The sequence below is a fragment of the Williamsia soli genome (genome assembly GCF_017377795.1).
Lineage (GTDB): Bacteria > Actinomycetota > Actinomycetes > Mycobacteriales > Mycobacteriaceae > Williamsia > Williamsia soli.
In genome coordinates this window covers 189,868-205,045 of record NZ_JAFRDR010000001.1, presented here as the reverse complement: position 1 = coordinate 205,045, position 15,178 = coordinate 189,868, and the positions used below count along the sequence as shown (strand labels likewise).

At 64.9% G+C, this 15,178-nt stretch carries 15 protein-coding genes; 12 read left to right on the top strand and 3 right to left on the bottom strand.

Features of this window, described 5'->3' with window-relative positions; genetic code table 11:
- Window positions 1–31: 31 nt before the first annotated feature.
- The 8 genes from J3S28_RS00985 (at window position 32) to J3S28_RS00950 (ending at window position 8,558) form a co-directional block, all read left to right on the top strand.
- Complete coding sequence (locus J3S28_RS00985) at window positions 32–937, top strand: LysR family transcriptional regulator (RefSeq protein WP_207836022.1); 906 nt, start codon at window positions 32–34, stop codon at window positions 935–937.
- Window positions 934–1,719: an alpha/beta fold hydrolase gene (locus tag J3S28_RS00980; protein WP_207836021.1), complete on the top strand. Its 786-nt coding sequence runs from the start codon at window positions 934–936 to the stop codon at window positions 1,717–1,719. Before J3S28_RS00985 ends, J3S28_RS00980 begins: the two co-directional genes overlap by 4 nt.
- 54 nt (window positions 1,720–1,773) lie before the next feature.
- A complete protein-coding gene (locus J3S28_RS00975) occupies window positions 1,774–2,697 on the top strand; it encodes a metal ABC transporter substrate-binding protein (protein ID WP_207836020.1) in 924 nt (307 codons plus the stop codon).
- Complete coding sequence (locus J3S28_RS00970) at window positions 2,694–3,464, top strand: metal ABC transporter ATP-binding protein (RefSeq protein WP_207836017.1); 771 nt, start codon at window positions 2,694–2,696, stop codon at window positions 3,462–3,464. The genes J3S28_RS00975 and J3S28_RS00970 overlap by 4 nt, the downstream gene beginning before the upstream one ends.
- A gap of 38 nt (window positions 3,465–3,502) precedes the next feature.
- Window positions 3,503–4,336, top strand: a complete 834-nt coding sequence (locus J3S28_RS00965) for a metal ABC transporter permease (protein WP_207838060.1) — start codon at window positions 3,503–3,505, stop codon at window positions 4,334–4,336.
- Between the two features lie 21 nt (window positions 4,337–4,357).
- Window positions 4,358–6,232 (top strand): propionyl-CoA synthetase, encoded by a 1,875-nt coding sequence (locus tag J3S28_RS00960; protein ID WP_207836015.1) that lies wholly within the window; start codon window positions 4,358–4,360, stop codon window positions 6,230–6,232.
- Window positions 6,233–6,349: 117 nt separating this feature from the next.
- A complete protein-coding gene (locus J3S28_RS00955; RefSeq protein WP_307796726.1) occupies window positions 6,350–6,991 on the top strand; it encodes a TetR/AcrR family transcriptional regulator in 642 nt (213 codons plus the stop codon).
- Between the two features lies 1 nt (window position 6,992).
- Entirely contained in the window at window positions 6,993–8,558 is a 1,566-nt protein-coding gene (locus tag J3S28_RS00950; RefSeq protein ID WP_207836013.1) for an MDR family MFS transporter, read from the top strand.
- Here J3S28_RS00950 and J3S28_RS00945 read toward each other — a convergent pair whose 3' ends face one another.
- Window positions 8,559–9,386 (bottom strand): oxidoreductase, encoded by an 828-nt coding sequence (locus tag J3S28_RS00945; protein WP_207836011.1) that lies wholly within the window; start codon window positions 9,384–9,386, stop codon window positions 8,559–8,561.
- A 162-nt stretch (window positions 9,387–9,548) separates the two neighbouring features.
- Between J3S28_RS00945 and J3S28_RS00940 the strand changes: the two genes are divergently transcribed.
- Window positions 9,549–10,448, top strand: a complete 900-nt coding sequence (locus J3S28_RS00940; protein WP_207836009.1) for a hypothetical protein — start codon at window positions 9,549–9,551, stop codon at window positions 10,446–10,448.
- A 55-nt stretch (window positions 10,449–10,503) separates the two neighbouring features.
- Here J3S28_RS00940 and J3S28_RS00935 read toward each other — a convergent pair whose 3' ends face one another.
- A complete protein-coding gene (locus tag J3S28_RS00935) occupies window positions 10,504–11,595 on the bottom strand; it encodes a DNA alkylation repair protein (protein ID WP_207836006.1) in 1,092 nt (363 codons plus the stop codon).
- Window positions 11,596–11,696: 101 nt separating this feature from the next.
- On the opposite strand from J3S28_RS00935, the gene J3S28_RS00930 reads away from it, so the two are divergent.
- Window positions 11,697–13,118: an MFS transporter gene (locus J3S28_RS00930; protein WP_207836003.1), complete on the top strand. Its 1,422-nt coding sequence runs from the start codon at window positions 11,697–11,699 to the stop codon at window positions 13,116–13,118.
- A 10-nt stretch (window positions 13,119–13,128) separates the two neighbouring features.
- Window positions 13,129–13,689: a PaaI family thioesterase gene (locus J3S28_RS00925; RefSeq protein ID WP_207835999.1), complete on the top strand. Its 561-nt coding sequence runs from the start codon at window positions 13,129–13,131 to the stop codon at window positions 13,687–13,689.
- A gap of 2 nt (window positions 13,690–13,691) precedes the next feature.
- Here the strand turns inward: J3S28_RS00925 and J3S28_RS00920 are convergent, their stop codons facing one another.
- Window positions 13,692–14,702, bottom strand: a complete 1,011-nt coding sequence (locus J3S28_RS00920; protein WP_207835996.1) for a zinc-binding alcohol dehydrogenase family protein — start codon at window positions 14,700–14,702, stop codon at window positions 13,692–13,694.
- Between the two features lie 92 nt (window positions 14,703–14,794).
- Here J3S28_RS00920 and J3S28_RS00915 point away from each other — a divergent pair, with 92 nt between their 5' ends.
- Entirely contained in the window at window positions 14,795–15,145 is a 351-nt protein-coding gene (locus tag J3S28_RS00915; protein ID WP_237340906.1) for a winged helix-turn-helix transcriptional regulator, read from the top strand.
- Window positions 15,146–15,178: the final 33 nt, after the last annotated feature.

Below are 15,178 nucleotides of genomic sequence, written 5' to 3'. Positions count from 1 at the left end.
ATGTCACAAGTTTGCCTTGTACCCTGCGATGATGGTGTTGCCCGCGCGCGTCCCCGACCTGTCTGCGCTGGACGTGGTGGTGTCGGTGGCGCGGAGCGGAAGCATGAGCGCCGCAGCTCGTGAACAGAACCTGAGCCAGCAGGCGATCAGCTCCCGCGTGCGCGCGGTGGAGCGCGAACTCGGCGTCGTGCTCTTCCGCCGCTCGCCGGCGGGTACCGAACTGACCACCGAGGGTGTCGCCGTGCTGGAATGGGCGGCGGGCCTGCTCGACGCCGCCGCGAAGTTCTCTGCCGGTGTCGAATCGTTGCTCGGCAGCAAACGGGCCTCGCTGACTGTCGCGGCATCGATGACGATCGCCGAATACCTCATCCCCTCATGGGCACTGAGTCTGCGCCGACTCCATCCCGAGGCCCGCATCAGTGTCCGGCCCATGAACTCAGCGGATGTGGCGCGCGAGGTGCTGGGCGGCACCGTCGACCTGGGATTCGTCGAGGGCCCCGACGTGGAGTCGCGGCTGGACAACCTGGCTGTCGGCCGCGACGAGCTGGTGGTGGTCACCCGCCCTGAACACCCCTGGGCCAGAAGCGAACACGCGATCACCACGGAGGAGTTGGCACGAACACCATTGGTCCAACGGGAACCGGGGTCCGGTACGCGCGTCACGTTCGAGGCTGCGTTCGGAGCGGTCGCCGATCCCCTGTTGGAGCTGACCTCGGTCGCTGCGGTCAAGGCTGCGGTGTTGAGTTCGGACGCACCCGCGGTGCTCTCGAGTCTGTCCGTGACCCCGGAATTGGCGGACGGCAGACTCGTGCGGATCTCCGTGACCGGCGTCCGGATGCCCCGCACGCTACGGGCGGTCTGGAACCGCAGCGGCGGATTACGGGGCCCTGCACGGGATCTGGTGGAGCTCGCCACCCAGGCCGGACCGGGGCGATGACCGGAGCGCCACACTACTGCACGGTTCGCGGAGCCCGGCTCGCGTGGACCGAGTCCGGGGTGGGCCCGCCTGCGCTCTGGGCGCACGGCCTGACCGCGAGCGCAACCGGAGATCAGCCTGCCGGGCCGTTCGACTGGTCCCCACTCGAAGGCGGGCACCGCCTGATTCGTTACGACGCTCGGGCACATGGGAATTCCACCGGAGATGCCATGCCCGAGCACTACACGTGGCCCAATCTCGCCCTCGATCTACTCGACCTGCTCGACCACACCGCCGGCACGGAACAGGTCTCGGGCATCGGTGCCTCCATGGGCACCGCCACCCTGCTCTACGCCGCGGTCGCCCAACCGGGCCGGTTCCGCAGTCTGGTTCTCACGACGCCGCCGACGGCAGGACAGACCCGTGCCCGGCACGTCGCCGGATATCGGGACGGCGCTGCACTCATCGAGCGCGAGGGCATGGCCGCCTTCGAGGCCACGGCAGGACCGCCGCCGCCGGTGTTGAACGGAATCGTGCAGAGCCCTTCCCCTCCGTCGGTCCCCCGGTCACTACTGCCGTCGGTGTTGCGTGGCGCAGCCCTGTCAGACCTGCCCCCGGCCGCAGCCCTTGCTGCCATCGGTGTGCCGGTGTTGGTGCTCGCCTGGTCGGGCGATGACGGCCATCCGTTGTCGTCCGCCCGCTCGCTCACCGCGATCATTCCCGGCGCCCGGCTGATGACAGCCGACACTCCCGAACAGGTGCGTCGCTGGCCCGAGGTCGTCGCCGCCTTCCTGCAGACCTGATCGCAGAGGTGGTTGAACTTGAAAGTTCGGCCACCCGAACTCTAAGATGAGCGGATGCGAACAGCAGCTGTACGCAGCGGCGCGATCCTCCTGGTCGCTGCCTGCGTACTGGCACTGAGCGCGTGTGTCGGCAAGCGCGATCGCGACGACTCCCGGCTGACGGTCCTGACCACCTTCACGGTCTTGCAGGACATCGTCGCAGGCGTCGCGGGCGACAAGGTCAGGGTCGAGTCCGTGACCAAGGCCGGCGCGGAGATTCACGGCTACGAACCGACTCCGGGCGACCTACGCCGAGCAGCCGACGCCGACCTCATCATCGACAACGGGCTCAACCTCGAGGCCTGGTTCAAGCAATTCGTCGACCGTCTCGACGCCGAACACATCGTCGCCAGCGACGGCGTCGTCCCGATCCCGATCACGGGCGACGCAGGTGCGGGCAAGCCGAACCCTCACGCCTGGATGTCGCCGCTGAACGTGCAGATCTACGTCGACAACATCACGAGAGCGTTGAGCGACCTCGATCCCGAACACGCCCTGGAGTACCGCGAGAACGCCGATGACTACAAAGCCGAACTCCAGCAGGTGCACGACCGGATGGTCGCCCGACTCGCAACGGTCCCCGAGCAGCGCCGAGCGCTGGTCAGCTGCGAAGGTGCGTTCTCCTATCTCGCCCGCGACACCGGGATGCGCGAAAAGTTCGTCTGGCCGGTGAACGCCGAACAGCAGGGCACCTCGAAGCAACTGCAATCGACCCTCGATTTCGTACGCGAGAACAACATCCGGGCGGTGTTCTGCGAGTCGACGGTCAGCGATGCCGTGATGCGACAGGTCGAGCGTGCTACCGACGCCGTCTTCGGCGGCACACTGTACGTCGATTCGCTGTCCGAGGCGGGCGGGCCCGTTCCGACCTATCTCGACCTCATCCGGTACGACTCCGACACGATCGTCAATGCGCTCACCGAAGGTGGTAACCGATGACTCCTCTCTCCGATGCCTCGTCGCCTGCCCCACCTGCCATCTCCGTCAAAGACGTGAGCGTCTACTACGGGGACGTACACGCCCTCGAACATGTCGACCTCGACATCGCTCCCGGCCGGATCTGCGGCCTCATCGGGATGAACGGCTCCGGCAAGTCCACGCTGTTCAAATCGATCATGGGGCTGGTCAAGCCCGACGCCGGGTCAGTGTCCATCTCGGGCGGCACCCCCGCGCAGGCCCGGAGCAACGGCCTCATCTCGTATGTCCCCCAGTCCGAGGACGTCGATTGGACGTTCCCGATCTCGGTTCGTGAGGTCGCGATGACGGGCCGGTACGGACACCAGAACTTCATGCGCCGACCCCGCAAGGCGGACAAGGACGCGGTCGCACACGCTCTCGAGCAGGTCGAGCTCACTGATCTGGCGGACCGGCAGATCGGCAGGCTCTCGGGCGGTCAGCGTAAACGGGCGTTCGTCGCTCGAGGTATCGCCCAGGACGCCGACGTGCTGCTGCTCGACGAACCGTTCGCCGGGGTGGACAAGAAGTCCGAGGCGACCATCATCCGGTTGCTGGTGTCCCTCGCGGCAGAAGGCAAGACGATCCTGATCTCCACCCACGACCTCGGTTCCCTCGGGACCTTCTGCGACGAGGCGGTCCTGCTGATGCGAACGGTTCTCATGCACGATCTTCCCGGGGAGGTCCTGCGGCCACGAGTCCTTGCCCGGGCTTTCGGGATGGACGTCCTCGACGGGCAGGTGGTCCCGTGATAGTCGACTGGTGGCTGGATCCGCTCGCCGAGGATTTCATGGTCAACATGCTCCTCGCGACGACCATCGCAGCGGCGGTCTGCGCGATGATCAGTTGCTGGATCGTGCTGATCGGCTGGTCGTTGATGGGTGACGCGGTGTCGCACGCGGTGCTACCGGGTGTTGTCCTCGCCTACATCTTCGGTGCCCCGTTCGCGGTGGGAGCGTTGATCTTCGGCCTCGGTGCGGTGTTGCTGATCGGAGTGGTCCGAGACACCAGCCGCGTGAAAGAGGATGCCGCGATCGGGATCGTGTTCAGCACGTTGTTCGCTTTCGGGCTGGTCCTGATCTCGATCACGCCCAGTCAGACGGACCTCAACCACATCCTGTTCGGCAACGTCCTCGGGGTGTCCGAGGCCGATCTGTGGCAGATCATCATTTTGGCTGTGGTGGCGGTTGTCGTCCTGACCCTCAAACGCCGCGACCTCACGCTTTTCGCGTTCGACCCCACGCACGCCCATGCGATCGGGCTGTCGCCGCGCCGACTCGGTGCACTTCTACTCGGCCTGCTGGCCCTGACTTGTGTTGTGGCACTTCAGATTGTCGGCGTCGTGCTCGTTGTCGCGATGCTGATCATCCCGGGTGCATCGGCGTACCTGCTCACCGACCGCTTCAACAGGATGCTCGTCATCGCTCCGATCCTGGCCTGTTCCTGCGCCGTCCTGGGGATCTACTATGCGTATTACCTGGACGTTGCGCCCGGTGCGATGGTGGTGCTCGCCCAGGGCCTGGCCTTCGCGGTCATCTACTTGTTCGCGCCGCGCCAGGGTGTGTTGATCAAAGCGGTCAACCGGGCACAGCGACGACGCTCCACGGCCCTCGCTGCGCCCTGACGCAGCGAGAGGTGACAGACGATGGTGTCGTACACGGAAGCTTTCCACCACAGCGTCGAGGATCCGGACGCATTCTGGATGGAGGCGGCAGGCGCCGTCGACTGGTACGTGCCGCCGACGATCGCCCTCGGTATCGGTGACGGTGGCTACCAGTGGTTCCCTGGGGCGAAACTCAACACCAGCCACAATGCTCTCGACCGGCACGTCGAAGCAGGCCATGGCGATCGCCCTGCGCTGATTTGGGATTCGGCGATGGTCGGAACCACCCGGATCTACACCTACGCCGAGTTGCTCGGCGAGGTCGCCCGCTTCGCCGGTGTCTTGCGCGATCGCGGGGTCGCGGCCGGGGATCGGGTCATCGTCTACATGCCGATGATCCCGGAGGCGGCGATCGCGATGCTGGCCTGCGCCCGGATCGGCGCGGTGCACTCGGTGGTGTTCGGCGGATTCGCGGGCCGCGAACTGGCCACCCGTATCGACGACGCACAGCCCGTCGCCCTCGTGACGGCGTCGGGCGGCCTGGAACCCGGCCGCACCGTCGAGTACCTGCCGATGGTCGCGAAAGCGCTGGAACTCTCCGCCCACCCACCGGCGACGATCATCGTCAAGAACCGCGAAGAGGTCGAGGGCAGTGCCGCCGACCACGAAGGCTGGTTCGACTGGGACGAACTGTCCACCGATGCCGTTGCTGCAGAACCCGTTCCGGTGGACGCCACTGATCCGCTCTACATCCTCTACACATCCGGGACCACCGGCAAGCCGAAGGGTGTCGTCCGCGACAACGGCGGCCACGCGGTCGCGCTGACGTGGTCGATGCGCAATCTGTACAACATCTCTGCGGGCGACGTCTGGTGGACCGCATCCGATGTCGGATGGGTGGTAGGGCACTCCTACATCGTCTACGGTCCGCTGCTCGCCGGCGCCACGTCCGTTCTCTACGAAGGGAAGCCGGTCGGCACACCCGATGCCGGGGCGTTCTGGCGGGTGATCGCCGACCACGGGGTCCGGGCACTGTTCACCGCGCCCACCGCGATTCGGGCGATCCGCAAGAAGGACCCTGACGCCACGCTTCTCGCCGATCACGACATCTCGTCGCTGCACACCCTGTTCGCCGCCGGTGAGCGACTCGACCCCGACACCTACACGTGGGCGACGAAAGTCCTGGGCGTTCCCGTCGTCGACCACTGGTGGCAGACCGAGACCGGTTGGGCGATCGCCGCCAATCTCCTCGGTCTCGAACCGATGCCGCTCAAGCCCGGTTCCGCGACGGTCCCGGTGCCCGGCTTCCAGGTTCAGATCGTCGACGCCGCCGGCGAGCAGGTCGCGGCGGGCGACGAGGGCAACATCGTCATCAAACTGCCGTTGCCGCCCGGCACGCTGACCGGGCTGTGGAACGACGAGGAACGTTTCCAGGCCTCCTACCTGAAGACCTTCCCCGGTTACTACCTGACCGGCGACTCCGGGTACCTCGACGACGACGGCTACGTCTTCGTGCTCGGCCGCTCCGACGACGTGATCAACGTTGCCGGACATCGACTGTCGACCGGCAGCATCGAAGCCGTGGTCGCCGCTCACCCCGCCGTCGCCGAATGTGCTGTGATCGGGATCCACGACGAGCTCAAAGGACAGCGGCCGAGTGGATACGTGGTCCTGAAGGAGGGCGTCGACATCGACCCGGATGTCTTACGATCCGAACTCGTGGCCATGGTGCGCGACGAGATCGGCGCGGTGGCGACCTTCCGCGACGTCACCGTCGTCAACGGTCTGCCCAAGACCCGATCGGGAAAGATCTTGCGCAAGACGATGCGACAGATCGCCGACCGCGAGGACTACACCGTGCCGTCCACCATCGAAGATGTTGCTGTTCTCGACGCCCTGAAGTCGCAACTCGGCTGACCGATTTTGGTGGGTTCTGACGAGCATAACCGCAGGTCACGCTCGCCAAAACCCACCACTTCCGGAGTATGCAGGGGTGCAATTTTGCAGGACTGCAATTTTTGATACGGTGGGTGGGTGTCCCCGACCTCTGCACAGCCATCCCTCCGTGAGCGCAAGCGCGCCGCCACGTGGACGGCAATCCATGAGGCCGCGGCCGCCGCGGCGCTCGTTCACGATGACCTGTCGAAGGTCACGATCGAAGACATCGCAGAGACAGCCGACATCTCGCCGCGCACCTTCTTCAACTACTTCCCCTCCAAGGAGGACGCGATACTCGGCCTCCGGCAACCCTCCATCGACGACGACACCGCCTCGGGTTTCGCGATCCGAGGCGACGACAACCTGATCGAGAAGGTTGCGCTGCTTCTGTTCGAGATCTTCGACAAGACCGCGGGCGGGCCCGGGTCACGCGAACTCCGGATGTCACTGATGCACCGCCATCCCGAATTGTCGCGGATCCGCTTGGCCCACACCGAAAAACTTCATCACCTCGCCCGGGCACTCATCGAGTCCCGCCTCACCGAGACCGACCGATGGAAGGACCGCACCCACACCGTCGACATCCGCGCGACTGCTCAGATCCTTGTAGCGGCAGGACAATCGGTCGTCCGCATTGCCGTCGACTGGATGCTCGCCGAGCCTCGGGACGGCCAACCACTCGACGAGCTGGTACATCGCGCCGCACAGTCGTTCACCACCGTCCTGGAAGAGGCCTGACGTGGCGATCGATACCCGCGCGGTCGAGGCACCGGCCACGCCGTCCCGCCGCGGTGTCCTGCTCCTGTTCGCCGGGCTGCTGGTCGCCATGCTGCTGGCTTCTCTGAACATGACCGTGATGAGTGCGGCCTTACCGACGATCGTCGGCGAGCTCGACGGCAACGACCAGATGTACTGGGTCATCACCTCGTACATCCTCGCCTCCACCATCGGGATGCCGATCTACGGAAAGCTCGGCGACCTCTTCGGCCGAAAGATCCTGCTGATCGTTGCGATCTGCATCTTCACCGTCGGGTCGGTTCTTGGTGCGCTGTCACCGAACATGGTGTGCCTCATCATCGCCCGGGTCCTGCAGGGGCTGGGTGCAGGCGGCCTGATCATCCTCTCGCAGGCCACGATCGCCGACGTCGTCCCGGCCAGAGAACGCGGTCGGTACGCCGGCATCATGGGCGCCGTCTTCGCTGTCTCCTCGGTTGCCGGTCCGCTGCTCGGCGGCTGGCTGACCGAAGGACCCGGATGGCGCTGGGTGTTCTGGATGAACCTGCCTCTCGGAGTGCTGGCGGTCGTGGCCGCCGTCGCGTTCCTGCACCCGCCCACAAAGATCCGTGTCCGGCACAAGATCGACATCCTGGGCATGACCGTGCTCGGAGTCGCCACCACCGGAATCGTCCTCGTGGCCAGCTGGGGCGGTTCGCACTACGCGTGGACCTCACCCACCATCATCGGGATAGTGATGGGCACCGTCGTCGCCTGGCTGGTCTTCATCATGGTCGAACGCCGCGCAGCCGAACCCGTGATGCCCATGTCACTTTTTCGGCAGCGCAACTTCAACCTCACCACCGCGGGTGGGTTGCTGGCGAGTGTCGGCATGTTCGGTGCGATCTCCTACATGCCGACGTACCTGCAGATGGCCCTGGGCGTCACATCCAGCCACGCCGGTCTCCTGATGGTGCCGATGATGGGCACCATGCTCGTCTGCTCCATCACCGTGGGACGACTCGTGTCCAGGACCGGACACTACAAAGCGATGCCGATCGTCGGGTCGCTCCTGCTTGCCCTGAGCCTGTTCCTGCTGTCGACGATCTCCCTGGCCACGATGACCTGGCTGATCTGTGTCTACCTCGGCATTCTCGGTGCGGGCCTGGGCATCTCCATCCAGATCTTGATCCTGATCGTGCAGAACACTTTTCCGTACAGTCTTGTAGGCACGGCGACGGCGGCGAACAACTACTTCCGCCAGATCGGCGCCTCGCTGGGTGCCGCGGCGGTCGGTAGCCTCTTCGCCTCTCGACTCGCCGACCTGCTCGTCGGCAAGGTCCCCGGCGACGCCGCAGGCTCTGCGGACGGCGCGAAATCACTGACTCCAGAATTGGTGCGCGGGTTCCCCGACGCGGTGAAGGACCCGATCATCGAGTCGTACAACGACGCACTCATGCCGGTTTTCTTGTTCGTCAGCCCGCTCGCCCTTCTCGGCGCGATCCTGCTGTGTTTCGTGATCGAAAAGCCCCTGGCGACAACGGTCGAGCACGACGAGCCGTTGGAATCGACCACCGAGGTCTTGCCGTGATCACATCGCGCGCATGCCCTTGGTGATCACGAAGTCCCAGGCCCGGTCCGGCAGGACTCGCTTCAGGAAGATCATCGGTTTGGCGCCGGTCCCGACCGTATATCGCGTCCGTGGCCGACTCGCCTGCGCTGCTTTGACGATCGACTTCGCCACCGCCTCCGGCGACGACGGCAACCGTGATGCGCTCTGGCTTCGGAGCACGTCGGCGACAGCTGATGCATCGTGCGCGTAGGGCCCCTCGCCCGCAGTTTTCACCAGGTTGTCTGCTGAGATCGTGCCCCACTCGGTCTTGATCATGCCCGGTTCCACCACGACGACGTCGATACCGAAGGGCCGCAACTCGAGACGCAGGCAGTCGCTGAGTCCCTCGAGTGCGAACTTCGTGCTGTGGTACCAGCCGCCGAAAGGTGCGGTGATGATGCCACCCATCGAGGTGATGTTGATGATCGTGCCCGACCGGCGTTCGCGCATGCCCGGCAGCACCAACTGGATCAATCGCGCGGCACCGAACACGTTGACCTCGAACTGGCCCCGGGCCTCGTCCAGAGGAACATCTTCGATCGATCCGTAGCTGCCGTAACCGGCGTTGTTGACCAGCACGTCGATCCGGCCCGCTTCCGCGAGAATCTCTTCGACACCGTGCGACATCGAATCCTCGTCGGTGACGTCCATACCGATGACCCGAATGCCATTGGTCTTCAACGGTTCCATCTTCTCGACCCGCCGTGCGGCGGCGTAGACGACGAAACCAGCTGCCGCCAGCCTGATGGCGGTCGATTCGCCGATGCCCGATGAGGCACCGGTGACCAGTGCGACTCTGCTGCTCATTGTTGTGCCCCCAGTGGTGGTCGGCCCTGCTGTCGACGTGCCAGAACATGGGCCATCCTATGTGGAGCCTGCCGGTCGGCCTACGGATCGGACCGACCGACACTGAACCGATAGTCGCGGCGGTGCGTCCAATCGTCGACGACCGCGGACGAAGGGAACGTGATGGCAGAGGGCAGGCACCCGTTGTTGAAACTGTTCTATCTTCTCGTCGGATTGTTCGTCATCGGAGTTCTCGCCCTGGTGCTCTTCATCCGAACGATTTTCGCAGCGCCCGGCTCAGATCAGTCGGACGAGTCGGCATCGATCGCCCAGGCGTTGCGCGAGCTCCCCGGGGTTGCCACGGTCGACTACAGCTACCAGCACTCATTCACTCACGGCAATGATTTCCTGGTCGACCTCGTCTTCCACGACAACGCCCGGTCGAACGAGGTCAGTCGCGCGGCAACGCTGTTCCACGACGAAACCGACCATCCGGATTTCGAGGACTACCAGACCACGCTGTCGGTCACGCTCCGATCCAATGTCTACTCGTACGTCCCGGCCGCGCCCGAAAAGATCGAGACCTGGTTCGCAATGCTGAACGACCCCGCGTTCGTGGAGGTCGACGCGAGAGGAGGCGACTGGACCATCTCCGTCCCCGCCGGGTCCGATGGCATCGCCATCGCGAGGACGATGAACGACGTGGCAGACCGGTATGCGGTGGTTTTCGGAAGCAAGTCAGGCACCGTCGTCGTCGGGACGTCACCAGCTGATGGCGTCGACCCCGTCAAGCCGCAGCCGAGTCTGTCGCTCTCGCTCAACGGCACCCGTCCCGTTCCGGCGGAACTCGCGGTGTGGGAGTCGTTCACGTCTCGATGGCCGGACATGTCGTCGATCTCCATGGAGATCACCTACATCGAGTACACCGACAAGCGATCGGCGATCACCCGAGTGACGTTCCCAGGAGCTTCCGTGTACCCGACTGCCGAACTCGACCCGGTGCAGCTCGCCATTGCGGCAGAGCAGGAGCAGTTCCTGCAGCAGTCACCCGTCCCCATGCACTACGACGCATCGAGCAGATAGAGCGACCTGCGACAGCGGCCAGACCATCCCTATATTCCGTCGAGATCGCAGGCGACTACCCCAGCAGTTCGAACTCCGCCAGACCCATCCGCAGACCGTTGACCTGAATCGCGAGTTCGTGACCCCCGGGGTAGTACCGCCGCGTCGTGATCGGCGCAAAGGAATGCGTCTTGGCGATGTCGACTCGCTCGCCTGGGCCGACCGTCTTGGCGGCCAGTTTGAAGACCTTGTGGGCGACGGTGCCGTTCGCCTTACGGAACCCCACGCTGTAGTCGACGATCACTCTGACCGGCTCGTCACCGGAGTTGATCAGGGTTGCCGAGATGCCCAACGTGCCGCCGACGGAGACAGTCGGATCCACGTTCAACCCCACGAGGCTGATGCTGGCCGGCGCGGCGAAACCCAGCAGCGCCAGAGCATTCGCGTCGCCCCGTTTGATCAGCGTCCGCAGTGCGTGGCGCACCAGCCGGTCGGTGTTGGCGTCCGGCGCCGCCAGCCAGCGGGTCGCGGTGTCGACCACGAGCTCAGGGTGTTGCCGACTCAGGTCGTTGAGATGGTTGGCAACCGATCGCCGGACGTAGTCGCTGGGGTCGCGGTAGAGGGCGTCGATGATCGGCAGGGTGGCGTCGGGCCTGGTGAGCAGTTGGGGGACGCGCCTGGCCCAGGGCAGGTAGTGCCTCGTTCCCTCGCTGGCGAGTCGCCTCACGTGTTCGTCCCTTGCGGTGGTCCACCGCTTGGCAGCGGCAAGGGTGCGATCGACGTCGGCGATGAGCATCGTCCGTAACGCGAACTCTGCCGTGAGCCTGGGGGTCAACTTCTTGAGAAGTACGAGCCCGGTGTCGAACGCCCTGGCCGATCCGGCGGTGGAAGCCCGCGACGCGACGGCCTCGGTTATCGGCCACACCATCCAACCCGAGCATTCCGGTTGGGCCACCAGAGCGTTGACCGCCGCGACGAAGTCGACGTAGTCGTCCGGGAGGTCCTCGAGGAGGGCGTCGCACACCAGGTCAGACCGCTCTTTGAGGGCCATTCCATCGAAGGCCTTCGCAGACCTCTTGGTTGCGGTGCTGCGCTGTCCGGCAACCGTGAGACAACCGGCCAGAGCTTTTACTGCAGGGGCACCCAAGAGTTCGTCGGCGAACGGCATCTTGGCAGCCTACGCAGTGCACCTGCAGAAATCTGGTCGAGTTCCGCTCCGCTTCACCCCCTGCCTTGTATTACCACTAGCCAGCCTCTACTGTTCTGACTATGCTCACTGCAAGTCAGCCGACTGCCCCGCCCGTGCACGCCGACAGATCGCGATGGGTCGCGCTTGCTGCGGTCTGTTTCGGGATGATGCTCACGTTCCTCAACATCACCGCCACCATCTCCTCGGTCCCGGCGATCCAGTCCGACCTTGCCGCCGACAGCGCAACGATGGTCTGGATCCCGAGCGTCTTCGCCCTGGTGGTGGCCAGCCTCGTACTCTCGGCCGGAACCCTGGGTGACGTGATCGGCCGACGGACGGCTTTTGTCATCGGATCCGCGATCATGTCGGCAGGCAGCCTCACCTCATTCCTGTCCCACACCAGCGCATGGCTTTTGGCCGCTCAGGCCATCACAGGCGTGGGCGCAGCGCTCGTACTTCCGAACAGCCTGTCCATCATCAGCAACAGCTTCACCGACCCGAAAGAGCGCACCGAGGCGATCAGCATCTGGGCGGCATGTTCGGGCCTGGGCCTGGCGATCGGGCCACTGTCCGCCGGAGCGGTACTCGGGGCGTTCTCCTGGAACGCCGTCTTCGGGGTGAACGCGATCGCAGCGCTCGCCGTCACTCTCATCGCCCCGTTCGTCGTCCCGGCCAGCAAGGTGCCGGGCGCCAGGCTGGACCTACCGGGTCTGCTCAGCGCAACGACCGCCATCGCCGCACTCACGTTCTGGGTCATCGACGGCTCGCACAGCGGATTCGGTTCTGCCCGAGCGATCATCGCGATCGTCGTGTTCGTCGGCGCACTCGCCGTCTTCATCGCGTTCGAGCGCGCGGTGGACGCCCCGATGCTCGACGTGCGCCTGTTCCGATCGCCCTCGTTCTCCACGGTCATGCTGGTCAGCGCCACAGTGCTGTTCGGGTTCACAGGCCTGGCGTTCATCTCCGTGCTCTTCTTCGAGAGAGTCGGCCGACTCGACGCCTGGACGACCGGTCTGCACCTACTGGCACTGATGGGCACCTACGTCGTCGTCAGCGGTATCGCACCACGTCTGTTGCCCCGGACCGGCTTCAAGGTGATGTTGACGTCCGGCCTTCTCACCATCGCAGTCGGGGCCCTGCTTCTGCTGCGGGTCCACCCGGGCGAGGGCTGGACGAACATGACGATCGCGCTCGTGGTCTTGGGCGTCGGATTCGGCTCGTTGATCGCCCCCGCCACAGCGGCGGCGATGAGCAGCGTCGAGCCGGCCCGTGCCGGAATGGCAAGTGGCACCGTGAACATGTTCCGACAGCTCGGCGGCGTGCTCGGGACGAGCGTCCTCGGATCCATCCTGACGTCGCAGGTCGCCGCCGCAGCGTTGACCGACTCACCCGCCGAGGCCTTCGAGTCGGCCTTCCACATCTGCGCCGTCGTCGCAGCCGTCGTGTTCGCCGTCGTGGCCGTTCCCACCGCCCTATTTGTCCGAAGTCGACCCGCACACTGAAGGATCAACTATGAGTATCGATGAAACGCAACCGATTTCGAGCGACGCCGTGGACGCCGCCATCGCAGGCATCGACTGGGGAGAAGTCCGGAACCGCAACGTGACCTGGCATGACCCCGCCATACCCGCCCAGGTTGCCACCACGCTGTCCGGAATCGACTACATGCACGCGCTCGCCGACGGCCGGATTCCGGCGCCACCGATCGTCGGACTGATCGACGCACGCCTGACCTCGGTGACACCGGGAGCAGCCGAGTTCACGCTGACGCCGAACGAATCTCACTTCAATCCGATCGGAGCCGTCCACGGCGGCATCATCTGCACGTTGCTCGACTCCGCCGCCGGTTGCGCGGTCCACACAACTCTTCCGCAGGGGTTCGGTTACACCTCCGTCGAGATCAAGGTGAACTTCATGCGTGGGACCACACTCGACTCCGGAGATCTGATCGCCCGGGGCTGGGTGAAGAAGGCTGGCCGGCGAGTGGCTTTCGCCGAAGCGGAGATCACCGACTCGCTCGGCAGGACCGTCGCCACCACCTCCACCTCACTCCTGGTGTTCGAGGTGCCCTGACCTCAACCTGCCTCGACGATGACCTTTCCGACCATCGCACCGCTTTCCACCGCGCGATGGGCTTCCCGCAGTGAAACCGCATCGATCGGGCTGAATCGCTTGTTGACGGTGGTTCTCACGATGCCCCGGTCCACCAGGTCCGCCACGCGATTGAGCAGCTCGTGTTGACTGGTGCTGTCGGGCATATGCAGCGGAACCGTGAACATCAGTTCCCACTGCCAGGACTGGCTCTTCGACTTCAACGGCAGGATGTCGAGTCCTGCCGGCTCGTCTATCGCCACCACGGTCCCCCGGACCGCCATGATGTCGGCGTAAATTTCTACATTACCCGCCGAGAATGGCGAGAAGATGTAGTTGATCCCCTGCGGGGCAACCGCTTTCGCCTCAGCTGCGAGGTTGTGGTGATCGATGACGTGGTGGGCACCGAGCTCACCGGCCCACGTGATGGACTCCGTCCGCGACGCCGTGGCGATCACCGTGACTCCGGTCAGAGCCCTCGCGAGCTGGATCATCACCGAACCGACACCGCCCGCCCCACCCATCACCAGCAAGGTGCCCGTGGACTCGGTGGTCAACCTCATCTCGGTGAACAAGGCCTCCCACGCGGTGATCGAGGTGAGGGGAAGCGCTGCGGCATCACCGTAAGACAAGCTCACCGGCTTGCGGCCGACCACACGCTCGTCGACAACGTGAAGTTCGGTATTGGTGCCGGGACGTCCGATGGAGCCTGCATAGAAGACGTCGTCGCCGACGGCGAAGAGGTCGACGTCAGCACCGATCGCGACCACCGTTCCCGCAGCGTCGTAACCGAGCACTTTCGGACCATCCTGCGGCGCGAAACCGCGGCGCTGTTTCACATCGACAGGGTTGACCGAGACCGCTTTGACCTGAACCACGAGGTCACGAGGACCGATATCGCCGACCGGCAGTTCGAGTTCGACAAAGGCATCTGCATCATCCACCGACCCTGGCGAGAGCGCGGCTATGGACTTGGTGGTTGTTGGAAGTGTCATGCCTCGACGGTATGCAAGACCCCCTAGTTACCCGCAAGGGCTTCTGGTACCCTGTGGGAACCAAGCACTTCGGAGACGAATGGAGCCGGCACTTGTCCACGCACGTTGGTGATGTCTACTCCGCGACATGCCCCTGCAGGCCGATTCTCGATCTCCTCGCCGATAAGTGGAGCGCGCTGATCATCGGCGCTCTCGAGCACGGTCCGCTGCGTTTCGGCGCACTCAAGGCGCGGCTGCAGGGGGTCAGCCCCAAGGTGCTCACCGCTGCGCTCCGGCGGCTCGAGTCCGGCGGCTTTCTGACGCGGACGGTGCTGCCCGCGGTCCCACTGCACGTCGAGTACGAACTGACCGAGCTCGGCCGGGGAGCCAGCGAACCCCTCGCCGCGCTGCGCAATTGGGTCGAGGCCAACATCGACCAGTTCGGAAGTGCTACCGAGCGATAGCCGCGTCGCCGGATGCATCTGACGCTTTCGGTG

Excerpts from the sequence above, each read along its gene's own strand:
- J3S28_RS00970 (WP_207836017.1), top strand. The coding sequence starts at position 2,694 with ATGACTCCTCTCTCCGATGCCTCGTCGCCTGCCCCACCTGCCATCTCC.
- J3S28_RS00985 (WP_207836022.1), top strand. The coding sequence starts at position 32 with ATGGTGTTGCCCGCGCGCGTCCCCGACCTGTCTGCGCTGGACGTGGTG.
- J3S28_RS00925 (WP_207835999.1), top strand. The coding sequence starts at position 13,129 with ATGAGTATCGATGAAACGCAACCGATTTCGAGCGACGCCGTGGACGCC.
- J3S28_RS00975 (WP_207836020.1), top strand. The coding sequence starts at position 1,774 with ATGCGAACAGCAGCTGTACGCAGCGGCGCGATCCTCCTGGTCGCTGCC.
- J3S28_RS00945 (WP_207836011.1), bottom strand. The coding sequence starts at position 9,386 with ATGAGCAGCAGAGTCGCACTGGTCACCGGTGCCTCATCGGGCATCGGC.
- J3S28_RS00920 (WP_207835996.1), bottom strand. The coding sequence starts at position 14,702 with ATGACACTTCCAACAACCACCAAGTCCATAGCCGCGCTCTCGCCAGGG.
- J3S28_RS00940 (WP_207836009.1), top strand. The coding sequence starts at position 9,549 with ATGGCAGAGGGCAGGCACCCGTTGTTGAAACTGTTCTATCTTCTCGTC.
- J3S28_RS00965 (WP_207838060.1), top strand. The coding sequence starts at position 3,503 with ATGGTCAACATGCTCCTCGCGACGACCATCGCAGCGGCGGTCTGCGCG.
- J3S28_RS00960 (WP_207836015.1), top strand. The coding sequence starts at position 4,358 with ATGGTGTCGTACACGGAAGCTTTCCACCACAGCGTCGAGGATCCGGAC.
- J3S28_RS00980 (WP_207836021.1), top strand. The coding sequence starts at position 934 with ATGACCGGAGCGCCACACTACTGCACGGTTCGCGGAGCCCGGCTCGCG.
- J3S28_RS00935 (WP_207836006.1), bottom strand. The coding sequence starts at position 11,595 with ATGCCGTTCGCCGACGAACTCTTGGGTGCCCCTGCAGTAAAAGCTCTG.
- J3S28_RS00930 (WP_207836003.1), top strand. The coding sequence starts at position 11,697 with ATGCTCACTGCAAGTCAGCCGACTGCCCCGCCCGTGCACGCCGACAGA.